The sequence below is a fragment of the Flavobacterium alkalisoli genome (genome assembly GCF_008000935.1).
GTDB lineage: Bacteria > Bacteroidota > Bacteroidia > Flavobacteriales > Flavobacteriaceae > Flavobacterium > Flavobacterium alkalisoli.
Map to the genome: position 1 here is coordinate 495,033 of NZ_CP042831.1, position 20,147 is coordinate 515,179.

At 37.4% G+C, this 20,147-nt stretch carries 18 protein-coding genes; 13 read left to right on the plus strand and 5 right to left on the minus strand.

From position 1 onward, the window contains the following. Window positions 1-51: 51 nt before the first annotated feature. Both FUA48_RS01985 and FUA48_RS01990 read left to right on the plus strand, forming a co-directional pair. The gene (locus FUA48_RS01985) at window positions 52-3,744 is read left to right on the plus strand and encodes a TraB/GumN family protein (protein WP_147581877.1); all 3,693 of its coding nucleotides are present in this window, start codon (window positions 52-54) and stop codon (window positions 3,742-3,744) included. 7 nt (window positions 3,745-3,751) lie between these two features. Next, entirely contained in the window at window positions 3,752-4,312 is a 561-nt protein-coding gene (locus FUA48_RS01990) for a DNA-3-methyladenine glycosylase I (protein ID WP_147581878.1), read from the plus strand. Between the two features lie 89 nt (window positions 4,313-4,401). Here FUA48_RS01990 and ahcY read toward each other — a convergent pair whose 3' ends face one another. Beyond that, on the minus strand, window positions 4,402-5,718 hold the full coding sequence (gene ahcY, locus FUA48_RS01995) for an adenosylhomocysteinase (protein ID WP_147581879.1): 1,317 nt from the start codon (window positions 5,716-5,718) through the stop codon (window positions 4,402-4,404). Window positions 5,719-5,873: 155 nt separating this feature from the next. Between ahcY and FUA48_RS02000 the strand changes: the two genes are divergently transcribed. From FUA48_RS02000 to FUA48_RS02020, 5 genes are all read left to right on the plus strand, one after another. Beyond that, window positions 5,874-6,509: a 4'-phosphopantetheinyl transferase family protein gene (locus tag FUA48_RS02000; RefSeq protein WP_147581880.1), complete on the plus strand. Its 636-nt coding sequence runs from the start codon at window positions 5,874-5,876 to the stop codon at window positions 6,507-6,509. Between the two features lie 2 nt (window positions 6,510-6,511). Then, a complete protein-coding gene (pnuC, locus tag FUA48_RS02005; protein WP_147581881.1) occupies window positions 6,512-7,147 on the plus strand; it encodes a nicotinamide riboside transporter PnuC in 636 nt (211 codons plus the stop codon). After that, entirely contained in the window at window positions 7,108-8,967 is a 1,860-nt protein-coding gene (locus FUA48_RS02010) for a DUF4301 family protein (protein WP_147581882.1), read from the plus strand. The genes pnuC and FUA48_RS02010 overlap by 40 nt, the downstream gene beginning before the upstream one ends. A 2-nt stretch (window positions 8,968-8,969) precedes the next feature. Beyond that, window positions 8,970-9,371 carry an alternative ribosome rescue aminoacyl-tRNA hydrolase ArfB gene (gene arfB / locus FUA48_RS02015; protein WP_147581883.1) on the plus strand — a complete coding sequence of 134 codons (402 nt, stop codon included), beginning with the start codon at window positions 8,970-8,972 and terminating at the stop codon, window positions 9,369-9,371. A 259-nt stretch (window positions 9,372-9,630) separates the two neighbouring features. Beyond that, window positions 9,631-11,838, plus strand: a complete 2,208-nt coding sequence (locus FUA48_RS02020; protein WP_147581884.1) for a TonB-dependent receptor — start codon at window positions 9,631-9,633, stop codon at window positions 11,836-11,838. A 37-nt stretch (window positions 11,839-11,875) separates the two neighbouring features. Here FUA48_RS02020 and FUA48_RS02025 read toward each other — a convergent pair whose 3' ends face one another. Continuing rightward, window positions 11,876-12,355, minus strand: a complete 480-nt coding sequence (locus tag FUA48_RS02025; RefSeq protein ID WP_147581885.1) for an SRPBCC family protein — start codon at window positions 12,353-12,355, stop codon at window positions 11,876-11,878. Beyond that, window positions 12,355-12,786 carry a Rieske (2Fe-2S) protein gene (locus FUA48_RS02030; protein ID WP_147581886.1) on the minus strand — a complete coding sequence of 144 codons (432 nt, stop codon included), beginning with the start codon at window positions 12,784-12,786 and terminating at the stop codon, window positions 12,355-12,357. Before FUA48_RS02030 ends, FUA48_RS02025 begins: the two co-directional genes overlap by 1 nt. A gap of 166 nt (window positions 12,787-12,952) precedes the next feature. Here FUA48_RS02030 and greA point away from each other — a divergent pair, with 166 nt between their 5' ends. After that, window positions 12,953-13,429: a transcription elongation factor GreA gene (greA, locus tag FUA48_RS02035; RefSeq protein WP_129752121.1), complete on the plus strand. Its 477-nt coding sequence runs from the start codon at window positions 12,953-12,955 to the stop codon at window positions 13,427-13,429. Window positions 13,430-13,447: 18 nt separating this feature from the next. Further along, complete coding sequence (locus FUA48_RS02040; protein WP_147581887.1) at window positions 13,448-13,837, plus strand: HIT family protein; 390 nt, start codon at window positions 13,448-13,450, stop codon at window positions 13,835-13,837. A 31-nt stretch (window positions 13,838-13,868) separates the two neighbouring features. Here the strand turns inward: FUA48_RS02040 and FUA48_RS02045 are convergent, their stop codons facing one another. Then, the gene (locus tag FUA48_RS02045; protein ID WP_147581888.1) at window positions 13,869-15,020 is read right to left on the minus strand and encodes a sensor histidine kinase; all 1,152 of its coding nucleotides are present in this window, start codon (window positions 15,018-15,020) and stop codon (window positions 13,869-13,871) included. A 158-nt stretch (window positions 15,021-15,178) separates the two neighbouring features. Between FUA48_RS02045 and FUA48_RS02050 the strand changes: the two genes are divergently transcribed. Both FUA48_RS02050 and FUA48_RS02055 read left to right on the plus strand, forming a co-directional pair. Further along, complete coding sequence (locus FUA48_RS02050; RefSeq protein ID WP_147581889.1) at window positions 15,179-16,057, plus strand: flavin reductase family protein; 879 nt, start codon at window positions 15,179-15,181, stop codon at window positions 16,055-16,057. 51 nt (window positions 16,058-16,108) lie between these two features. Next, window positions 16,109-16,495: a DUF3127 domain-containing protein gene (locus FUA48_RS02055; protein WP_129752125.1), complete on the plus strand. Its 387-nt coding sequence runs from the start codon at window positions 16,109-16,111 to the stop codon at window positions 16,493-16,495. Window positions 16,496-16,760: 265 nt separating this feature from the next. On the opposite strand, the gene FUA48_RS02060 is transcribed toward FUA48_RS02055, so the two are convergent. Next, entirely contained in the window at window positions 16,761-17,420 is a 660-nt protein-coding gene (locus FUA48_RS02060; protein ID WP_147581890.1) for a hypothetical protein, read from the minus strand. A 285-nt stretch (window positions 17,421-17,705) separates the two neighbouring features. Between FUA48_RS02060 and FUA48_RS02065 the strand changes: the two genes are divergently transcribed. Both FUA48_RS02065 and aat read left to right on the plus strand, forming a co-directional pair. Continuing rightward, complete coding sequence (locus FUA48_RS02065) at window positions 17,706-19,418, plus strand: helix-turn-helix domain-containing protein (RefSeq protein ID WP_147581891.1); 1,713 nt, start codon at window positions 17,706-17,708, stop codon at window positions 19,416-19,418. A gap of 89 nt (window positions 19,419-19,507) precedes the next feature. Then, window positions 19,508-20,143, plus strand: coding sequence for a leucyl/phenylalanyl-tRNA--protein transferase (gene aat / locus FUA48_RS02070; RefSeq protein ID WP_147581892.1), 636 nt, complete (start codon window positions 19,508-19,510; stop codon window positions 20,141-20,143). The last annotated feature ends 4 nt before the right edge of the window (window positions 20,144-20,147 follow it).

Sequence of the window (20,147 nt, forward strand, 5' to 3'; positions counted from 1 at the left end):
AAAAACTAAGCGTTATATTTGATATAACACTACCTACTTAATTTATTTGTCTTGAAAAAATCTGCTTTACTATTACTACTATTTACCTGCATTGCTTTTGCACAGGAAAAAAAATACCAAAGCCTTTTATGGGAGGTATCGGGTAACGGACTGGCTAAAAAGTCATACCTGTATGGTTCAATGCACGTGAGCGACAAGGTGTCCTACCATTTGTCTGATGCTTTTTTTGAACACCTTCTGGAGTCAGATATGGTAGCCAACGAAAGTGAGCCTTCTACATGGATAGACCTGTATGGCGCACTCAACCCGGGAAGCTATCGTTACAATAACGAGAAGTTCTATTCTCAGTTTTACCTTTCCCCCCTTACTAAGGATGAAATGTATCCGTTATTCTACATGAATAACTTTACAATGAATAATCTCCTGTTCAGGACAAACGAACACCAAAAGGAATATCAGGAAGAAACCTACCTGGATATGTTTATATACAGGACTGGTAGAAAATACAACAAAAAGACGGTTGGGCTTGAAGATACCAAGACTTCCATAATCAACATAATGAATGCTGATGTAAGCGACACAAGGCCTAAGGAAGAGAATATGATTGCCCTGCAAAAAATCCTTAAGAACAATGCCTATGAGGATGCCATGATAAACTTTTACAGAGACAAAGACCTTGACATGATCGATTCGCTTACCGTATTATCGGCCCCTGAAGGTTATCTTAAAGCCCTGCTATACGACAGGAATGTGGTAATGGTAAAATCTATAGACTCACTTGCCCGCAAAGGAAGCCTTTTTGCAGCTGTTGGTGCAGCCCACCTTCCGGGCAAAAAAGGCATTATAGAAATGCTTAGGGCAAAAGGTTATACCGTTAACCCTGTATTTGATAGTTATACCGAACAGGGTAAAGCTAAAAAGCAGGAAATAGAGTCTTACTTTATTAAGCCTGCCTATAAAAACCGTACTACACCAGACGGAATAATAAGCCTGCCACTGCATATAGCAGTAATTGAAAACGAAGAGAATCTGGAGTCGCCCGATTTGGCAAATGGCGGGTTTATTAATGTAAAGCGCATACCTTTACTCGATTTCCTGAAAAAAGACAACAAGCCTTTTAACCATAAATCGTTAGACAGTTTGTTTTACGAGAATATTCCGGGCAAAATACTGGATAAAAAATTCTACAAACAGGACGGTTATGAAGTTTACGACATAAAGAACGTTACCAAAACAGGGAACGCACAACATTACAGATACTATATCACTCCGCTTGAAATTATTGTGGTAAGCATGGCAGGTGAAGAGGACTATACCAGAAAATTTGAAGAGGAAGTATTTAATAAGATACAGCTTAAGCCTATCTCTTCAGGCTGGAATACTTTTACTCCAAACAAGGGAGGTTTTAGTGTTGAAGCTCCTACCTATACTATTGTTTATGGAGACAGAGCCGAATCTAAAACCGTTTCGGATATCGAGATGTTTTCGTATGCTCCCGAGGATAACGCACACTATTTTATACTTGAACGCACCCTTAGTGATAACCAAACCCTTGAAAACTCTGATTTCGAGCTAAAGCGTATACAGTATGAGTTCTACAATCAGTTTGACATAGACTCTACCCAAACAAAAAGCACCAAAACACCTTTAAGCTTTACCTCATCATCAAAAATAGGCAACAAGACCATACAGCTTAAAACGTTCCTTAACGGGGCTAAATATTACCTTATGGGTACTGTTGGAGCAAGTGAAGAAAACTCAAAACGTTTTTTCAGCTCATTTAACTTCCAGCCTGCTAAAACTCAAACAGAATTCAGAGAGTTTAAAGACACCATTTCGGGCTTTGTGGTTGATATACCAAAGCTGCAAAATGAACGACTGGACTTTGTAAGCAAAAAACCTCAGCGTTACGGCAATGATAAAGTAAATGAATTCCAGATAAAAAACAGCAATTACAGCTTTACACTTCCGTCAGGGCAAGCCGTTAGCGTGTGGTATCATCAGGATCATAAATACAGAAACGCTACTCCTATAGACACCCTTTGGACAAAACTAAGGGAAAGGATAATTGGCGATGATGAAATAGACGAAGACAAGGCATATACCCTTGAGGACATCTACAAGAACAAAAACAGTAACCGTGGGGCATACTACGGAACCGGCAGTGATTATAAAACTGCCTGGGATATTATTCTGTCTAAAGATCCTGGGGTAAAACACAAAACAACCATCAGGAATGAAAAGACATCTCATGATGAAAGCACCAACACCTATCGTATGGATGCAATTGCTGTTGACTCGAATTCAGAACAGGCTTTAAAGTACACCTATATAAACCGTGATAACCAAAGATATCTTATAAGGACTTTAGTAAGTAAAGACTATAACGGCGAGGATGCTGATATTGAAAAGATTTTTAATTCTTTCCAGCTGACCAAAAAGCAAAGCGACGATATCAATAAAAATAAGGTTTCCCTGTTTATAGAAGATGTCAAAAGCAGTTACGACAGTATCCGATACTCAGCACTACAATCGGTTTCAAACCTTTCGGTAGAAAAAGAAGACTTACCCGTACTGGAAAACTTTATAAATACTTTCGACTTTAAAAAAGACGAGACCGAAGCCCTTACCGAGCTGTATGAAAAAATAGGCGAACTGGACGATAAAAGAGCTATTGCCTTTCTTGAAAAACAATACAAAAAGGAGAACACCAACACTATAATTCAGTTTGCTGTATTAAATGCACTAACCAATCAGTACTCAGAAGAAGGGTATAAAAAGATACTGGAGCTTATGGAATATGACCTCCCGGTATCAGACAACGGATATGAGATAAAATCACTGTTCAGATATTTTGAAAGCGATATGGAGAACAGCAATGTACTCTTCCCGGATATCTTCCAGTTTTACAGCATTAACGAGTATCATGAGCCAATACTTAACTTTACCTCTGCCCTTTTAAGCAGCGAAACGGTTAAGGCCAAAAAGCTTAAGAACTTTAAAAAGATGATCCTTACCAATGCTAAGCTGGAATTAAAAAGGGTAAAAAGCCGTAAGGCAAAGCAGGAAATGAAGGAACAGTACAATGGTGCTCCGGAAACCAAAGAACTTCTGGATTATATTACATTACTATATCCGTTTAAAGGTGACAGTGATGTTATGGCCTTTTTTGAAAGCATTAAAAAAACCAATATAAAACAGGCTAATCTGGCTGTATCTAAACTTAACATAGACAACGGTATAGTTGACAAAAACGAGCTTACAGAGCTTTTAAAGGATAAAGAAACTTTGTTTTTAACTTATAACAGACTTTATAAAAAAGAACCCGGATTAATAAAAAACATTTCCCATCAGGAAGTGGCTTCATCGGCATTATTCTCCTTAAAAAACATGAAGAGTAAAGAAGATTCTCTGGTTTTCATTGAAAAAAGGATTGTTCCGGTTTACAGTCACAAAGCCGAGTTTTATTTCTTTAAGATTCAAAACATAAGTGAAGACAAGGATCCTTATGACTACAATCCTGATAAAATAACAGGTATCGCTTTCTTACAGGAAGACAGCACCATTAATCCGGATGCCTACAAAATAATGGCTTCAAAAGTTATTATTGATGAGGATGAACTGGAAAATAACATGAAGGAAATGATTGACTCTGTACTAAACGGAGATAAAACAAGAGCTTCCTTTACAAAAGAAGACGATTACAACCGTATGCCTTACAGCGAATACGACTACGACTATTAAAAAGAATATGGAACAAAAAAACAGATGTGCATGGTGTAAAGGCGATGCATTATATGAGCAATACCACGACGAGGAGTGGGGAAAACCGGTTTATGATGACCAAAAGCTATTTGAATTTCTACTACTGGAAACTTTTCAGGCGGGGTTAAGCTGGATTACAATTCTTAGGAAAAGGGAGAATTTCAGAAAGGCGTTTGACGATTTCGATTATAAAAAAATTGCTTCTTACAATCAGGACAAAATAGACAGTTTGCTGCAGGATACTGGCATTATAAGAAACAGGCTAAAAGTATTGGCAGCCATATCAAATGCACAGGCCTTTATGAAGATACAGGATGAGTTTGGCAGTTTCTCCAAATACTATTGGGATTTTACAGACGGCAAAACTATAGACAACAAATTTATCTCTTTATCTCAGGTTCCTGCTACTACCCCGCTATCCGACAAGATTAGTAAGGATATGAAAAAACGCGGGTTTAAATTTGTAGGCTCGACCGTTATTTATGCTAACATGCAGGCCACCGGAATGGTTAATGATCACATTGCCGAATGCTGGACAAAAAACTAAGCTATAGACAAAAAGCATAAAAAAAGTCCCGCCATGGCGGGACTTTTATATTTCTAATAATCAAAGGATCTAAAAATCCAAAAATCTGATTAGTATCTGTAGTATTCCGGTTTAAATGGACCTTCAACCTCAACACCAATGTAAGCAGCCTGCTCATTAGAAAGTGTTTCAAGCTCCACACCAAGTTTAGCAAGGTGAAGTGATGCCACTTTTTCATCAAGGTGCTTAGGCAGCATATATACTTTGTTTTCGTAGCTCTCACTATTCTTCCAAAGCTCAATTTGAGCAAGAGTCTGGTTAGTGAAAGAGTTACTCATAACAAAGCTTGGGTGTCCTGTAGCACAACCAAGGTTTACAAGACGTCCTTCTGCAAGAATGATAACATCCTTACCGCTAATAGTATATTTATCAACCTGAGGTTTGATTTCAATTTTAGATGCACCGTGGTTTTTGTTTAACCATGCCATATCGATCTCGTTATCAAAGTGACCGATATTACAAACGATAGCTTTATCTTTTAACTGCTCAAAATGACGTCCCACAACGATATCCTTGTTACCTGTAGTAGTAATTACGATATCAGCATTACCAATTACAGTATCAAGTTTTTTCACTTCATAACCGTCCATTGCAGCCTGTAGAGCACAAATCGGGTCAATTTCAGTAACAGTTACGATAGAACCTGCACCACGGAAAGAAGCAGCAGTACCTTTACCTACGTCACCATATCCGCACACAACCACTCTTTTACCTGCAAGCATAACATCGGTAGCACGACGAACAGCATCAACAGCACTTTCCTTACATCCGTATTTGTTATCAAATTTAGATTTGGTAACAGAGTCGTTCACATTTATAGCCGGCATTACAAGCGTACCGTTTTTCATTCTCTCATATAAACGGTGCACACCTGTTGTAGTCTCTTCAGAAAGACCTTTAATATCTTTAGTAAGTTCAGGGTAACGGTCAAATACCATATTGGTAAGGTCACCACCATCATCAAGAATCATGTTAAGAGGCTTGCGGTCTTCACCAAAGAAAAGTGTTTGCTCTATACACCAGTCAAATTCCTCTTCGTTTAAGCCTTTCCAAGCATAAACAGGGATACCTGCAGCAGCAATGGCAGCAGCAGCGTGATCCTGAGTAGAAAATATATTACAAGAACTCCAGGTAACCTCAGCACCAAGAGCCACAAGTGTTTCAATTAAAACCGCTGTTTGTATAGTCATGTGAAGACATCCTGCTATACGCGCACCTTTTAAAGGCTGCTCATTTTTATATTCTTCACGTAAAGCCATTAATCCCGGCATTTCTGCCTCAGCAAGTTCAATCTCTTTCCTACCCCATTCTGCAAGGGAAATATCTTTTACTTTGTAAGCCACATAAGGCACAGTCTTCGTACTCATGAATATTGTATATTTGTATTTTAGCTAAAAAAATTTTTGCAAATTTAGTGATTTCCTTTGTAAACAAACAGTTTTATGAATATTTTAAAAATCGTTGAACACTTATAATTGTTTGATTTGCAACAAAATGAACTTAAACTCTTTAAAACACATAAATGCCTTTATACAAGTCTTATAAAATAGCCCACGACACGAAGTTACTGGTTTGGAAGATAACAGAGAGTCTCGAGGAACTGTCTGAAGGCACTGTCCTTAAAAATGTTTGTGAACAACGCCTTATGGGAATGAAATCCGAACAGCACCGCAAAGGCTTTATGAGCGTACGAAAACTGCTTGCAGAAGCAGGTTACAGCGACCTTGACCTGTTTTATACCGAAGACGGAAAGCCTCACCTAACTGACGGAAAGAATATCTCGATTACGCATTCCTATAGTTTTTCGGCTATTATTATAAGCAACCGAAGCATTGGCATCGATATGGAGATACGCAGGGAAAAGGTAATAAGGATAGCTGACAAGTTTGTAGAAAAAGAGTTTGGTTATCTGGATCAGGACAACACGGAGGATTATGTAAGAAGGCTTATTGTAATTTGGGGTGTTAAGGAAGCCTTATATAAAATGTTTTCGCGCCAGGGCCTTAGTTTCAAACAGAATATTGATGTGGATTCTTTTAAAATGGAAGATCTAAAGGGCACAGCTACAGTCCATTTTGAAGAGATTAACAGTAATCTTCCTTTTTATTTTGAGGAAATAGAAGATTTTACGTTAGTTTACAGCATTGATAATAACTAGTCATGACAGAGGTTTTTGATTTCCTTTTTGGACCCTATAAAGATTACAACACCTTATTTATAATACTTGAAGCTATGGGCTTTATTTTTGGTGCCTTAAGTGTTGTTTTTTCTGCCAGAAATAGTATATGGGTTTATCCTACAGGGATAATAAGCATCATTATTTATGTTTTCCTTTTATACAATTGGGAATTATATGGCGACCTTATAATTAACGGATACTACTTTATAATGAGTATATATGGCTGGTATATATGGAGCCGAAAGGACAGTGAGCACCATACTATAACTAAAATATCCTCAATGAATGCTAAAGATAGCTTAACATGTGTAGGTATATTTATGATTTCGGTTATATTTGTATCAGCCGTATACATACATTTTGACAAATTTACCGAATGGTGGGCCTATGTAGATAATCTAACTACCGCCCTGTGTTTTATAGGCATGTGGCTTTTAGCCAAAAGAAAAATAGAGAACTGGATTTTCCTTATTATTGCTGATATTATTTCTATTCCGCTTTATTTTATAAAAGGCTATACCTTATCCAGCATACTCTATCTGTTTTTAACAATAGTTGCCATATTTGGCTATTTAGCATGGAAGAAAACATTACAAAACAACATACAGACAGCATAAGTGTTATTATATATTCTGATAATGTAGCACAAAAACACGAGTGGAAAGAAAAACTGAACTCTTTTGAAAAAGAGGAGGTAACCTTTACATTCAATGCTTCAGGATTCTCTAATCTAATAGCCGGAGATATAGCAATATTAGTAGCTCCGGAAGATAATCCGGCAACCAATACTCTTATAAAGACATTTAACAAAAACCTTACGCCTTATATCACTATTGAGAACTTTGACAGTATTGAAAGTACTGTAAGTAATCTAAAAAAGGCTATAAAGCATGGTTTTACTTTAAAAGATTTCAGCCAGATTTATAGTCTCGGCATAGATATAAGCAAGATAAAGTCGCAACTTGAAACTTTTAAAAAAGGTATTTCTAAAATTGTATTGGAGAGACCTGCTACAATTAAAGACGGTATTAAACCCCTGTCAAAAAAAGAAGCTGCGGAATATGCTTCCTTCTTTGAAAACAAAAAGGATAAGCTCAGTTTTAAAAAATTTGTTCCCGCATCGGGAGCCGCAACAAGAATGTTTAAATTTTTAAACGAGTTCCTGCTAAATTTTGACCCAACTGAGGACACTGTTAATGCTTACATCAATAAAAAGAAAGATGAGGCGCTTAAGGTATTTATAATAGGTGCCGATAAGTTCCCGTTTTTTAATGATGCCCGTGAGGAATCAAGAAAAAATCCTGAATACAACAACTGGACAAAAGACCAGCGTTATTATAATTTTATAAAAATACTCCTTACCGATGAAAAGTTTAATTATGCCAATAAGCCAAAGGGCATATTACCTTTTCACCAGTATGAAGGCTTTACGGCCACTCCTGTTTACGAACACTTAAAGGAAAGTGTTGCGTATGCTGACTCTAACGGTAAATCGCATGTACACTTCACTATTTCTGAAGAGCACCTTGACGGATTTTTAGACAGCATTCAGGAAGTAAAAGAAACTATTGAAAAAGAATCAGGCACAAAGATCGAGTTTGATTTTTCATACCAGCACAAGGAAACAGATACCATAGCTGTTGACATGAACAACAAACCATTTAGGGAAAGCAATGGTGAACTTCTTTTCAGGCCAGGCGGACATGGCGCACTTATTGAAAACCTTAACAGGCTTGAAAGTGATGTTGTTTTCATTAAGAATATAGACAATGTAAGCCACAACAATGTAGATGCTATTGCCCTTTACAAAAAAGCACTTGCAGGCATACTTTTAGAGCTACAGGAAAAGGTTTTTGGTTATTTACAAAAACTGGAGCAAGACAACTCTACCAAAGAAGAGATTAACAACATTGTTGATTTTGCCAGAAATGAGCTGTTTTTGAATATTCCGGCAGATATAGATAAATATACCTGCGAATATAAAATGCAATATCTTCAGGAACTGCTCAACAGGCCGATACGCATTTGCGGAATGGTTAAAAACGAAGGCGAACCGGGTGGCGGGCCGTTTTGGGTAAAATCTAAAGACGGAAAACTTTCACTACAAATTGTAGAGAGCTCACAAATAGACCTTAACAACAGTTCGCAAAGTGAAATCTTATCTAATGCTACTCATTTTAATCCGGTTGATCTGGTATGCGGACTAAAGAATTACAAAGGAAAATATTTTGACCTTAAGAACTTTGTTGACCCTGATACCGGTTTTATAGTTGTTAAGAACAGAATGGGGCATGATGTAAAATCTTATGAACTCCCGGGGCTTTGGAATGGCGCTATGGCAGGATGGATAACAGTTTTTGTAGAAGTTCCGTTAGACACTTTTAACCCTGTAAAAACAGTAAACGACCTTTTAAAGCCATCTCACCAGCCACAATAAAAATGGACAAGGAAAAAATAATTACAGAATTAGAATACAAAGCTGTAAGAAGCAGTGGTGCAGGCGGACAAAATGTAAACAAGGTATCCTCTAAAGTAATACTTAGCTTTAACCTGCTAAATTCGCAGGCATTAGACAACGAAGAAAAAGAACTGGTTTCTCAAAAACTGGCCACAAGGCTTAACAGCGAAGGCATTTTGTCTCTACATTGTGATGAAGACCGCAGCCAGATACGCAACAAACAATTGGTCACAAAGCGCTTCATAGAACTTATAGAAGCCTCATTACAAAAAGACAAACCAAGAGTAGCAACAAAAATACCTAAAGCGGTTATAAAAAAACGACTTGAAAACAAAAGGCGACAGGCAGACAAAAAACAATCCCGACGCAGATTTGATTTCTAACACACACATAATCAGACACAAAATATAATCTTCAAATAATTTTAGCGTAAAAACATATTTTTAAAATAAATATATACCTTTGCCCCGTCTCAAAGGGGTGCTCTACTAAGGGCTGAGATTATACCCAAAGAACCTGGGCGGGTAATGCTGCCAAGGGAAAGGCAACTAAACGGAGTGCACGCCGTATTGCCACCATTACATCATTTTATTAACACAAAGAATAATTACCCCTTTTATTCGTAAAACACATTTTTTACGAATGAAAACTTTATTCATTTCTAAAAGCCAAAAAGCATGGCTTGTCACTTTAGGCTTAATTGCTTTAAGTACTCATGCCCAGGAAAACAAAACCGAGCAGGACAGTATTAAAACACAATCTTCTGACTACAAGATGGACGAGGTGCTTGTATCTGCCGTTCGTGTAGACAAAAAAGCTCCCGTTACTTTCACCAACGTATCTAAAGAAGAACTTGCTCCGCGCAACCTTGGGCAGGATATTCCTGTATTATTAAACTTTTTACCTTCAGTAGTTACTACTACCGATGCAGGTGCAGGTATAGGCTATACCTCAATGCGAGTAAGAGGGTCAGATGCTACCCGTATTAACGTAACTGTAAATGGTATCCCTTATAATGATGCCGAATCTCAGGGGTCATTTTGGGTTAACATGGGAGATTTTGCTTCTTCTACAGAGAACATCCAGTTACAGCGTGGTGTAGGTACATCTACAAACGGAGCAGGTGCATTTGGCGCCAGCCTTAACCTGTTGACCGATGCTTATTCTAAAAAATCAAGCGGTGAGATTTCTACTTCGGTTGGTAGCTTCAACTCCATGAAAAACACGGTAAAGTTTAGTACCGGACTTATGAACGATCATTTTGAAATCGCCGGGCGACTTTCAAAAATTGAATCTGACGGATACATAGACCGTGCTTTTTCCGATTTAAAATCTTATTTCTTACAGGGTACTTATGTAGGTAAAACTACCCTGATCAAAGCTTTAGTATTTGGCGGTAAAGAGCAGACATATCAGGCATGGAACGGGCTTGAAGACCCTGACAAACTTGAGAATGACAGAACTTATAACAGTGCCGGAGAATACACCGACGAAAATGGTGTTACCCGTTTCTACGACAATGAGACCGACAACTACCAGCAGGACCACTATCAGTTACACTGGAATGAAAAAATATCAGATAATTGGAGTACAAATGCTGCGCTTCACTACACCATAGGTAAAGGGTATTACGAACAATATAGGCAGGATGAGGACTTTGCAGATTACGGACTTAACGAAATAACTATAGGTGGCGAGACCATTAATTCTACTGATCTTATTAGAAGAAGATGGCTTGAAAACGATTTTTACGGAACTACTTTCTCTGCAAACTACAAAAATGATAACGTAAATGTTATTGTTGGTGGTGCGTTAAACAGGTATGAGGGCGACCATTTTGGAGAAATAATATGGGCACGCTATGCTTCACAAAGTGAAATAAGAGACCGTTATTATGACGATAATGCAGTAAAGACCGATTTTAATGCATTTGCTAAAGCGAACTGGCAACTTAATCAAAAGCTAAATCTTTTTGGGGATATGCAATATAGAAGAGTGCGCTATAAGGCAGACGGTGTCCTTGCCGATCCTGTAAACGACCTGTTTAATTTCTTTAATCCAAAAGCGGGACTTACCTATACCTTAAACAACCAAAACAACATTTACTTTTCTTATGCAAGGGCTAATAGAGAACCAAGAAGGGATGATTATGAAAATGGCAGTTCTAAGCCGGAAACCCTTAATGATTTTGAGTTAGGCTGGAGATACACTACCGTTAAAACAAGAATGAGCATTAATGGTTACTACATGCGTTACAAAGACCAGTTGGTACTTACAGGGGCACTTAACGATGTAGGGGCACCTGTATATACAAACAGTGGCGACAGTTACCGTTTAGGTATTGAGGCGGATGCTACATTTTTCCTGACAGACTTTTTAATACTACACCCTAACGTATCGGTAAGTACTAATAAGAATATCGATTTTTATTTCCAGAGAGACGGGCAGCTTCAAAACTTAGGAAATACAAACATTGCTTACTCCCCTAACCTGGTTGCGGCTAACGCCCTTACCGGATTACCGGTTAAAAACCTTCAAATTACCTTACTTTCAAAATATGTAGGAGAGCAGTATATGGGTAACATTGACTCTGATTTCTCTAAACTGGACAGCTACTTTATAAACGACTTAAATGTTTCTTATGAATTTAAAACCAATAAGATATTTAAATCTATTATGCTTAGCGGACTTGTAAATAACATACTTGATGTTAAATACGAGTCTAACGGATATTTCTACACTTATGATGATGACTTCTCTGTACCGGGAACAATTACAACTGTAGAAGGCGCGGGCTACTATCCTCAGGCAGGGATTAACTTCCTGGTAGGTGCGACTTTAAAATTTTAAGTTTATATAATTTTACTAATGCTAAAAATCCTGCCCTTTAAAAGGGCAGGATTTTTTTATACTTAATATCGTCTTCCGCAAATTCTCTTAGTATCTCATTTCGCTTTTCAAGCAGTCTTTTCATATAAGACTTAAGAAAAAGGAAATCTGCAAACCTGCCCAGTACACCAAACGGACTCTTGTAATCAAAAACATCAGTAACAATTACAACACCATCTCTTTCTTCAAACAAATGGTCGTGCCTAAAGCTTTTAAAAGCACCGCTTGCCATTTCATCTGTAAACTGATAAGGCCTCGCTAAAGATGTTATTTTTGATGTCAGCTCCTGAAAGACCCCAAAATGCTTTGCTCTCCAGGTCACCGTCTCATCCATTTCTATGAGTCCGGATGTTTTTCCGGCTATAACTTCTTCAAAGGTATGTGCCGTAGAAATTTTATGCAGATCAATACTCCGGGAAAGATCAAACACCACTTCTATAGGAGCATTAATATAAGTTTCTATTTTAATTACAGGCATTAATTATAAACCTTAATAACATTCTCGCTTATTATTTCTACCCTGTAAGGTTTTAAAGGGTATTGCACATCTGCATTATTGGCAAGTCCGGTAAAAAGACTGTACTCCACATCATCACATGGGCAAACGGCATTAATACCGTTAAGATCCAGAGTAGAACACGAACTCAATTCCTGATTAGGACAGCTCGCCTCATAGGCCGCATATCCCGCTCCGGTATTCATAACAATAATCCCTCTTATACCTATACCGGCCTGACCTATATATACAGGGTTACCAGTGTATATTAAAGGTGTGTATAGAGGAAGATTCATGTCTATGTTTATAGAAAAACCATAATTAGGCAGGTACTTGTTGCTATTATTATAATCGTCGTTACTACATGATGATAAAAAGACAACTGCAAACAGCAGTAACAAATATTTTCTCATTTTGATAAATTTTTACTGTATAATTATGAAACAAATTTAATTTATTTAACTTTGACAAACACTATAGCGCGAATTTAAAAATTGACGTAATAAAAAAAACAGTATCTTTGCGATAAAGAAATCCCGTCCTGATGGGATTTTTTCTATTTATATAAACGATGAAGTTATGAGTACAGTATCTTACTACACAGCAGAAGGACTAAAAAAGTTAAGAGATGAGCTTGATCATCTTAAAGCCATAGAAAGACCAAGAGCTTCTCAGGCTATTGCCGAAGCACGCGATAAAGGAGACTTATCTGAAAATGCAGAATATGATGCAGCAAAAGAGGCACAGGGACTTCTTGAAATGAAGATTGCCAAAATGGAAGAGCTCCTTGCTAATGCACGCCTTATAGACGAGTCACAACTTGACCTGTCTAAAGCACTTGTACTTTCTACAGTAAAAATTAAGAACCAGGCTAACGGCATGGAAATGAAATATACACTGGTAGCAGAAAGTGAAGCCGACCTTAAAACAGGAAAAATATCGGTTACATCACCTATAGGTAAAGGCCTTTTAGGAAAATCAGTGGGAGAAATTGCAGAAATTAAAGTACCTAACGGGACACTTAATTTTGAAATCCTTGAAATTACAAGAGACTAACCTGTAAAACCAGTTACTATGGCTTCCATATTCACTAAAATTGTAAATGGCGAAATCCCGGCATACAAAGTAGCCGAAAACGACAAATTCCTGGCTTTTCTGGATGTAAACCCAAATGCTAAAGGGCATACGCTTTGCATACCAAAACAGGAAATAAACAAAATTTTTGACATGGAGGAAGACCACTATCTTGAACTTATGAAGTTTTCGAGAAAAGTGGCTAAAGCACTTGAAAAAACTGTACCGTGCAAACGCGTGGGAGTTGCCGTAGTAGGCCTTGAAGTGCCTCATGTACACGTCCACCTTATTCCGCTTAATGAAATGGATGAAATGCGCTTTATAAACAAGGTTAAACTTGAAAAAGAAGAATTTGAAGCGTTAGCAAAAGATATAAACGCTAACCTATAAAATAAAAAAGGCACTTTAAAGTGCCTTTTTTTTATGCTTTATGGTAACTCGCCTGCATGGTAGTACCTACACCAACCTCGGAGTGTTTTACTTTGATTCGTCCCTTGTGGTATTCTTCCACAATACGTTTAGTTAATGATAGTCCCAGACCCCACCCTCTCTTTTTTGTGGTAAAACCGGGCTCAAATACCTTTTTATACTGATTTTTAGGGATACCCTTACCTGTATCGGTAACCTGTATCTTTACAATGCCGTCTATATCCTGAATAATAAGCTTCAACGAACCTTTACCTTTCATGGCATCTACCGCATTTTTAACCAAATTTTCCACTGTCCAGCTGTGCAGCTCTTTGTTAAGCATAACGGGTATAGGGTAATCAGGCCCATTGTACAAAAACTCCACCTGATTTGAAGTGCGTGACCTTAAATACTCGAAAGACTTTTCAGTTTCAGCTACTATATCAACCGGTTCTAATACCGGTTCAGAGCCTATTTTAGAAAAACGATCGGCAATAGTCTGCAGCCGGTTTACATCTTTCTCTACCTCAGTTACAGTAGTTTCATCCACATTATCAACTTTCATGATCTCAATCCACCCTAATAACGAAGAAAGTGGCGTACCAATTTGGTGGGCTGTCTCTTTAGCCATACCTGCCCAAAGCTTATTTTGGGTGGCAATTTTTGTAGCCCTGTAAAAGTTAAATACCAAAGCCCCAAACAATACTATAATAAGTATTAGTGCCACCGGATAATATTTAAGCTGATCTAGCAAAGGTGAATTACCGTAATATATATACTGATATTCGCTATCCGATATCATGATTTTTATCGGCTCATTTTGCTTTTTAATATCTTCAAAGTAATTGTGAAGCTTAACGGAATCTTTTAATATATCAGGAGATATATTATTGTTATCAAGAATATTATCAAGCTTATCGGTTTTAAATACAGGAATAGTATTATTACTCCTTATAACACGCAGCGTTAGTTCAAGGCCTGTATCCTGCAAACCGGGATCGTTAATAGCCTTTGTTCCCATTGCCCACAGCTCCACTTTATTTCTTTCCTCATCCTTAAAAACCTGAAAAAGATAATAGGTATTCCATACAATAAGTACAACTATAAGGAAAGAGGCCAGAATAATAAACCCTCTGGTAAAGCTTCTGTTATTAGAAAACTGCATATACAACTATTTGTGGCTTAAAGATAGTAAATATGGCATAAGTGTGGGTTTTGATAACGACCAAAAACTACGTTTATTATTTTGTTATTAAATCGGGTTTGGCAAACTGGGTTAAGTACGCAGGAAAATTTATCTTTGCATAAATACAATTTTTCGCAATGCTTAGTATAGATCCAAAAGAAATACCTACAGCAAAGCTACAGGGTTATTTACAGGGAGCCATAGGCCCAAGACCCATAGCTTTTGCCAGCACAATAGACAAAGACGGAACCCCAAACCTGTCTCCGTTCAGTTTTTTTAATGTATTTAGCGCTAACCCGCCAATACTGGTTTTCTCACCTTCACGCAGGGTAAGGGACAATACTATAAAGCATACGCTTATTAATGCAGAGCTTAACAGGGAGGTTGTTATTAACGTGGTTAACTATGCTATAGTTCAGCAGGCATCGTTATCAAGCACTGAGTATGGCGAGGGAGTAAATGAGTTTACCAAATCGGGGTTAACCATGCTTCCGTCAGATATTGTTAAGCCTTTCCGTGTTAAGGAATCACCTGTTCAGTTTGAGTGCAGGGTAAAAGATATTATCTCTTTAGGTGACGGAGGTGGTGCCGGAAACCTTATTATATGTGAAGTGGTAAAACTGCACGTTGATGAAAACATACTTGATGAGAACGGAGCGGTAGACCAAAACAAGATTGACCTTGTTTCACGTATGGGCGGAAACTGGTACAGCCGTGCCAATGCAGGTCTTTTTGAAGTAGAAAAACCACTTACAACTCTTGGAATAGGTGTAGATGCCATTCCTGATTTTGTGAAAGAAAGCTCTGTTTTTGACGGTAATGACCTGGGCAAACTTGGTAACGTTGAGACTTTGCCTACTGAAGAAGAAATTGATACCTTTGTAGAAGGCTCATTTGAAACGAAAGCTGTTTTAAGTGCCGACGATGAAACAAAAAAATACCTGAAAGCCAAGGAACACCTTGACAATAATGAGGTACTTACCGCATGGAAAGTACTGCTTGCAACAAGAAAATAATGATAATTGCCCGGCACTGCCGGTTGAAAACAACAATAACAAAACAGTATTATGGAAGTTACAGGAAGAATTAAGATGATTGATGAAACTAAATCTTTTGGAAGCAACGGATTTAGAAAAAGAGAAGTGGTAGTTACAACAGATGAGCAGTACCCGCAACACATACTGGTTGAATTTACTCAGGATAAATGTGACCTGGTTAACAGCTATACGGTAGGCGAACCTGTAAGGATTTCCATTAATCTTAGAGGAAGAGAGTGGGTAAACCCTCAGGGAGAAACCAAATACTTTAACTCTATCCAGGCATGGAGAATAGAAAAGCTACAGCCTGCTGCGCCTTCACAACAAATGCCGCAACAGCCTATGCCAAACTCTTATGACTCTTTTGAGCCGGCAACAAATTACAAAGAAGAAGACCACGACGATCTTCCTTTCTAATAAAAACAGAATAAAAAATGAAAGCCCCGAACAATGTTCGGGGCTTTTTGTTCAAAAAAAGACACTTCTCCTTTTGAAACAACCCAATAAGTAGTTTTTAAGTCCCCGACCCTAAGGTTACAAGGTGTGAGGTAAGGAAACTTAAAAACATTATTATGAACATAACCGATTTTTATTACCCCGTTTTAATCCCCTGCCGCAGGTGTATCGGTGTGGCGACAGGGGTTCTTAAAAACGTGGTGATTATTGTTCTCCAAAACTAAAACTAATTAGTAAGTGCTGTCACCACAACAGCATTCATTACTGCCTTTGCAGGGCTTTCCATTCCGCCGGAAACACTCGCTGCCATTACACTTCTAGACGTACCCCAATCGTCATCGTGTCCGTCTCCTATTCCTTTTTCGTTATTGTCTAATGCCAGGTTTGATGCCATCAGCATTATATTTTTTTCAGCCTCACTTATATTTGGATTTTCAGTCACCGCTACCGAAAAATCTCCTATAAGCCTTTTAGGTTCTTCAACTCTTTGATCAAGCTTATCAAACAGGGTAATAATATTGTTTAATGCCTCTCCACTTAATGGTAAATCCTCCACATAAAGTCTCGAGTAGTTTACAATATCATTTATTTCTCCCGAATTACAATTAATACTTTCACTGCCTTGCAAAACCATAAATGTTCCGTTTGATTTTGCAATCTCAAGTATATACTCTGTTATGCTTTCAACAGGTTTTTCTGAAGTGCCATACCTCAAAATGTACTCGTCTGTAATTTCATTGAATGCCAAAGAGGCAATTTCATTATAATTACTTTCAGTTTTTTGTCTGAATGTTTTACTCGAATTTTCACTTACTAAAGTGTCGTCTGTGCTACATGATGTTAAGAACGTTGTTATAACCACCATAAACAAAGAAAATCTTTTCATTTAATCACGTTTTTAAGATTTGTTTTCTTTGTTTACTCACCCGGGCAGTAAACTTTTTACTCTATCGATACAGGGCAAAACTATGTGAGGTAAAAAAAGTAGGCAAAAGGTTGTTGTGCAGATTTATAAATCCGCAGTGCAAAATCATATAAACAACTGATAATCAAAGAATAATTTTTAACACTTTTTCTTCTTTAAAATTGTATTTTTGCTCAAATTGCATCAATTTTAAATCCTTTCCCAGCTATAAAAACCTTTGTTTAAAGAATAAACGGCAGATAAAAAATGAAAACGCCTTACTTAACCCTGTTTTTTTTTCTTGTAAGTTTTTGTTCAACTGCCCAAAAAAGTTTTCAGATACCTGATTCGATTTCCAATAAGACCTATGAGGAACTTATTACTGAAATTGACAGATATAAAAATGACAGCATTAAATTGTTTGTTTACTTAAACACTTATATAGAAAAAGCCAAAAGAGAAAATAATAAAGACCGCCTGATAGTAGGATATCGAAAAACTCTAAAAGAGTTTCCCGAAGAAGAAGCACTTAAATATTCTGACAGCATACTTACAATTGCACAATCACTTAATGATGATGTGTTAATTGGTAAATCTTATATTGATAAGGCTATTATATATTTCAGGTTTAAAAACTACAACAAATCATTAAGTAGTTATTTAATTGCAGATAAGTATATTACCGAAAAAAATGACATTTATACGCAATACAAAATCAAATACGGTATTGCTAATATGAAATCATACCTAGGCCATCATCAGGAAGCTTTGGATTTATTTACAGAATGTAAAAATTTTTATGGCCAGCAAGAAGGATATAATAACAGGTTAGGTTATTTACACTCCCTTTGCTCTATGGGCCGCAGTAATTTCAGATTAAAAAACTACGATGTATGCTCTCAGATAAATGAATTAGGCATAAAGGAAAGCGAGGAGGAAGATCTCAGCCTGATACATACATACTTTATTCAGTCTGAAGGAATCAATCAATACCAAAAAAACAATTACCAAAAATCTATTAAACTTCTTTCAGCCTCGTTACCCGAAATAATCAGGAATGAAGATTTTGTAAATGTAGCAGTCAATTACTTTTATTTAGGCAAAGATTATTTAAAGCTCAACAACGACGAAAAAGGCATTGCCTATCTGCAAAAAGTAGATTCAATTTTACAGGAGCATGATTATGCCAACCTGGATTTAAGGGAAACCTATGAGATCTTTATTAATTATTACAAAGAAAAAGGAGACCTTGAAAATCAGCTTTTATATACCAACCGACTACTCGAAGCCGATAAGATTCTGGAAAAAAACTATAAAGACCTGGTATCTACGATCTACAAGGAGTATGATACCGCAGCCCTTATAGCTTCAAAAGACAATCTTGAAAAAACACTTAAACGAAATACCATAATAAGCTATACGGTATATTGCTTTGGTGGTTTGGTCATTCTGGTAATAAGCTTACTCCTTATCAGAAACTACAAAAAGCAAAAGGTTTACAAGCTCAAGTATGAGGAACTGATAGCTAAAACAGAGAATAAAGAGACTAAACCAGAGGAAGTTGTTGAGGTTACTGAAGAAGCTACAGATGATTTAGACATCAATCAGGATATTATAGTAAAAATACTTAACGGACTCGAAGCCTTTGAAAACAGGGAAGGGTTTCTTAATGCAGGAATTAACCAGTCGGCTCTTGCAGAAGACCTGAATACCAATACCTCTTACCTTTCAAAGGTTATTAATCATTACAAAGGGAAAAACTTTAATTCCTATTTAAATGAGTTAAGGGTAAACCATGCCGTAACCCTGTTAAAAAACAGCTCGGTTCACCGTCGTTATACCATAAAAGCACTGGCAGAAGAACTTGGCTTTAGTAATCCGCGCAGTTTTTCAGATGCTTTCTTTTCTCAAACGGGCATTAAGCCATCCTACTTTATAAAACAACTTGAAAAGGAACCGGCTCCATTATTAAGTGCTTAGGTATACATATTATTAAGTCATAGCTTTAATGCTTTTACCTCTCCGTTCAAATGCTTAAATTTGAACATTCATAATAAGTGCATTAATATATGTATTTCCTTTCCCGAGATTTATACTTCCCTCCTGCTGTACAGGCCTCTCCCGAAGGCATTGTGGCTATTGGCGGCGACCTGTCTCCCGAAAGGCTTATGCTTGCCTATCATAACGGCATATTCCCGTGGTTTGAAGACGACGAGCCTATTTTATGGTGGTCTCCTCCTGAGAGAATGGTACTTTTTCCCAACGAATTGAAGGTTTCCAAAAGTATGAGAAACATTATTAACCGCGGGATTTTTAAAGTGACCTTTAATACCGCTTTTAGGGAAGTGATAACCAATTGCCGAAACATTAAACGTGACGGACAGCCGGGAACATGGATTACACCTGATATGATTGAGGCCTATTGCAGGCTTAATGATTTGGGCAAGGCAAAGTCGGTTGAAGTTTGGCAGGATAATGAATTGGTAGGGGGATTATATGGTGTAGACCTGGGACATATATTTTGCGGGGAAAGCATGTTCTCTAAAGCTTCAAATGCCAGCAAGATAGCTTTTATAGCCCTGGTAAAACAGCTGGAAATTGCAGGCTACCGCCTATTGGACTGTCAGGTTTACAACGACCACTTAGCCACTCTAGGTGCACGCGAAATTTACCGCGAAGACTTCCTTAAAATTTTAAAACACTAAATAA